The 4,527-nt window shown below is 35.1% G+C and carries 5 protein-coding genes; all 5 read right to left on the reverse strand.

From position 1 onward, the window contains the following. A partial coding sequence (locus P8H68_RS08905; RefSeq protein WP_300323712.1) for an endolytic transglycosylase MltG occupies positions 1 to 510 on the reverse strand: 510 nt, incomplete at its 3' end. Next, entirely contained in the window at positions 503 to 1,045 is a 543-nt protein-coding gene (locus P8H68_RS08910; protein ID WP_300323715.1) for a GNAT family N-acetyltransferase, read from the reverse strand. The genes P8H68_RS08910 and P8H68_RS08905, both read right to left, overlap by 8 nt. A 14-nt stretch (positions 1,046 to 1,059) precedes the next feature. Further along, on the reverse strand, positions 1,060 to 1,839 hold the full coding sequence (dapF, locus tag P8H68_RS08915; RefSeq protein WP_300323718.1) for a diaminopimelate epimerase: 780 nt from the start codon (positions 1,837 to 1,839) through the stop codon (positions 1,060 to 1,062). Positions 1,840 to 1,919: 80 nt separating this feature from the next. Continuing rightward, positions 1,920 to 3,482: an FAD-dependent protein gene (locus tag P8H68_RS08920; RefSeq protein WP_300323721.1), complete on the reverse strand. Its 1,563-nt coding sequence runs from the start codon at positions 3,480 to 3,482 to the stop codon at positions 1,920 to 1,922. Between the two features lie 33 nt (positions 3,483 to 3,515). Continuing rightward, positions 3,516 to 4,527 (reverse strand): putative porin (locus tag P8H68_RS08925; protein ID WP_366144936.1); only part of this gene is annotated, 1,012 nt, incomplete at its 5' end.

Here is a 4,527-nt window from a genome sequence, read left to right on the forward strand (position 1 = left end):
GGCACTTGTGTTCCAGTATACTTGATAGCTGTTCGGAATATACATGGCAAGCGCAGTCTTTGTATTGAAGTCGTTTTGTTTTAAAAATTCTGGATCCTTAAACGCTTTGAGTAAAGAAATAGAATCCGCTTCAATTTGGATTGCAATACGACCTGCTAAGTTTTCTAACTGGTGTTGATTGTTGAAACTCAATTTTACTGGAGTTTGTTTACCGCTACGTAATAAATTGACTAGTTCATTGTTGTTCGCAGCCGCTTTTATCGAGTATTGTCCCGATTTTATATTCGTAGCATATTTTTTTTTGTTTGCAACCCATTCAAAACTTTCTACATCTTCTAGATAAGGAGTTAAGATTGTTTTCAGCTCTTCTATAGAAGTTCCTGTAGGAATTTGGATGAGTGCATCGTTCTTAACATTGGTTCCGTATATTTTAGAATAATAATTAAAAGAAATGATCGCTAGTATAGCAATGATAAGGAGTCCTCCTATAAGTGTGGTTTTTTTATTCATGGTTTCCAGATATGGAATGTATTAGTTGAAAGGTAGCTTCGTCATAAAATTGATGGTCGTAATATATCCAATCTTTTTTTACGCCGATGTTTTTAAATTTAAATTTTTTAAACAAACTAAGACTGTTCCTATTGTCAGTTGTGATATTGGCGTATAATTGATGCAGGTTGAGGTAGTGAAATCCGTAAGAAATAATCATTTGTAGAGCCTCTGAGGCGATACCTATATTTTGAAATTTTTCTAAAACTAAAATTCCAATTCCAGCCCTTTTATGAAATGCATCAAAGTCAAATAAATCAATCATCCCAACAGGGATTTTCAATTCTTTGTGTTCAATGACAAAACGAGCCTGTTTGGCTTCGTAGATATCTTGATGTGCGTTAGCAATGTAATTTTTTAGAATGTGTTTAGAAAAAGGAACTTGTGTCCCGCTAACCTTCCAATTAGATTCATCATTTTCTGTATCATACAAAAATTGAAGATCCTCAGGTTCTAAAGGACGTAAGTTGATTTTAATACCTTTTAAGGTTTTCATTCTAAAAAATTCAATTACAGCTCAAAGTTCCCTTTAAAAACAAATTTTGCAGGTCCTTTAAGGAATACATCATGAAAAGAATCTTCTTTTTTGTCAAAAGAAACTTCCAATTCTCCACCTTCAACCAATAGTTTGATTTGGTTGCTTTGTGTAATGTTTTGTTCAAACATAGCAATGGCCACAGCGGTTACACCGGTACCACAAGCTAAAGTTTCGTCTTCAACACCACGCTCATAAGTTCTTACTCTAAAAGTAGTATCATCAATGGCTTCAGCAAAATTTACGTTGGTCCCTTCTTGAAAATAGGGAGCACCATTTCTAATGGATTTTCCATTGGCATACACATCATATTCTCCAATATTTTCAACCAATTGTACATGGTGCGGAGATCCTGTATTTAAAAAAGCATACTGCTCATTGATTTGGATATCCTCAACATCAATCATTTGTAGATTTACCAATCCGTTTTCTATGCTTGCATGATGCAAACCATCTACTGCATCAAAAGTAGTGGTGTTTTCAATCACACCAAGGTCATGCGCAAAGGCAACTAAACAACGTCCACCATTACCACACATGGTACTTTCGTTCCCATCAGCATTATAATAAACCATCGTAAAATCGTACTTATCAGAAGGATTTAATAGAATAAGTCCATCTGCACCAACACCAAAGCGACGATCACATAATTTGTGTATCAATTCTGTGTTATCTTGTTTGAAATGCAAATCTCGATTATCGATCATTACAAAATCATTTCCGGTTCCTTGGTATTTATAAAAAGGTAAATTCATTACTGTATATTTTGCTAGACAAAGTTACACAATATTATAAAAGTTGAAGAATTAGTTTGAGAATTTAAACAAGAAAGTCGTTAACTGTTTGATATGCTAATTTTACATTGTTCGGCACATTTTTCACCGTCGATTGCTGCAGAAATAATTCCTCCTGCATAACCTGCTCCTTCACCACATGGATATAAACCTTTGATTTGAGGATGCTCTAAAGTATAATTGTCACGCGGAATTCTAACCGGGGATGAAGTACGAGATTCTGGAGCATGTACAACCGCATCATTGGTCAAATAACCACGCATGGATTTATCAAACTGTTTGAATCCTTCTTGCAATGTTTTATGAATAAAAGATGGAAATACTTTTCCTAATTCCACAGAGGTAGTACCTGGCTGGTAACTTGTTTTAGGAATATCATTAGATAATTTTCCTTTTGTGAAATCGGCCAAACGTTGTGCAGGAACTTTTTGAGTTTCTCCTCCTAAACGCCAGGCATGTTGTTCAATTTTCTTTTGAAACTCCATGGCAGCCAAAGGACCGTATTGTTGAAATTCTTTAAAATCTTCCAGTCTCAGTTCAACCGCAATTCCGGAATTTGAGGTAGGTTGATCTCTTTTGGAAGGTGACCATCCGTTGGTAACCACTTCACCTGGACTTGTTGCGCAGGGAGCAATGATTCCACCAGGACACATACAAAAAGAATAGACACCTCTTCCTTTTACTTGCTTTACGATACTGTAAGGAGCAGGAGGTAAGTACTCACTTCTAATATCACATTTGTATTGAATGCTGTCAATCAAACTCTGAGGGTGTTCAACGCGAACCCCTAGTGCAAAAGGTTTGGCTTCAATTAGAATATTTTTTTGGTGTAACAATTCAAAAATATCACGAGCCGAATGCCCAGTCGCTAGGATCAGTTTTTTTGCTTTGATACTCGTTCCGTCTTGCAGTGTAACACCATTTATTTCATTTTCTTTCAGTAAGATATCAGTAACTCTGGCTTCAAATCGGACTTCTCCACCATTTGCAATAATGGCATCGCGCATGCTGGCGATGATTTTTGGCAATTTATTAGTTCCGATATGAGGATGTGCGTCAATTAAAATATTTTTTGTGGCACCAAAGGCAACCAATAGTTTTAATATAGCATTGACATCACCCCTTTTTTTAGAGCGAGTATATAGTTTTCCATCAGAGTATGTACCGGCTCCCCCTTCACCAAAACAATAATTAGAGTCCTCATCTACGATATGTAATTTATTGATGGCGGCAAGATCTCTTCTTCGAGCTCTTACATCTTTTCCTCTTTCCAATACAATAGGTTTTAACCCCTTTTCAATCAGTTTTAATGCCGCGAATAATCCTGCAGGTCCAGCTCCAACAACCAGTACCTCTTCTTTTGTGCTACAATTTTGGTAGTCTGGTAAATTAGGGAGTTCCTCTAAAAATTCTTCGTGTATATAAACAGCAACTTTTAAATTTATTTTAATTGCCTTTTGTCTTGCATCAATGGACCTTTTAAGAATTTCAACGTGTTTGATATCGTCAGTAGATACCTTTAACTTATAAGAAACCTCTTTTTTTAACAACCACTCAGTTGCTGCTACTTTTGGTTTTACTTGAAGTTGTAATTCTTTGGGCATAGTACAGTAAGATTTCAGGAAATTGAAGGATTTCTATTTAAAGAAATACCAAACAAAACCAAATTTTATTTTAAAGTCTGTATAAGGTTTGCTAGGAGCAGAGTAATAGTAATTGTTTTTTGTCAACTGCATTAAGTTTTCAAAAGTAAAGTACAATTTGGTTCTTCTGATTTGTGCATTGATAAATGCATCAAAGATCGGTTTCCCACCAATTAGCTCCGTTGTTTGTAAGGTAAATTCTCCTAACAAAGGATTGAAATTATTGGCGTGATAAGCATTGAAATACTTACCTGTAATTCCCGTTTGTAAAAACAATGATTTTTTTTCGAAGAATACTTTAGAAAAATAAAATGTACTTCGGATAACTGCATCTGGTAACTTGTAAACGTTAGCTCCACTGGTTACTTGTTGGTAAATTAAATCAGTATCTAAGCCAAAATAACCAAATTTTAATTCGTTATGAGCTCTCACTTTAAAGTAATTCACAGTTTCTCCATATTGCTGAGGGATGGACTGTGCTTCTTCATTAAAGTAAGCATAGTTTTCTATTTGCGTAATCGCGGCAGAGGCTTGAACCCATTTTGTAGCGAAATCAAAATTTAAGGTTCTTGTATTGATGTTTTTAAAGTCATTAAACCAGTTGTAATCCACAAAATTACTTTGGAAAAGTAAATAATTGGCAGTTGGGGATTTAGAGTTGAATAAAATAGAACTCGATAGTTTAAAGTTTTTGGTATTTCTAAAAGCCGCTTCAACAAATAAATTGTTACCGTTGATACTTCCAATAATATTGGTAGAGGCACTGGCATTCAAATGAAATGCTTTAAACGAGGCTTTCCAATCTGCTCCAACGGAAATCGCATCATTCTTGATTTGATTCGGAATGACTCCAGTATCCGTATTAACCACTTTTTTATAACCCTGATAATAATAATGATAACCAGCAAGAACTCTAAATTTCCCCAGTAAATATGGACTTGTAAAATCTACATAGGCTTTGTTGTCCATCGATTTAAATGACGTAAGATCATTTGTTTCTGTAGAG

The organism is Flavicella sp. (genome assembly GCF_029238425.1).
GTDB lineage: Bacteria > Bacteroidota > Bacteroidia > Flavobacteriales > Flavobacteriaceae > Flavicella.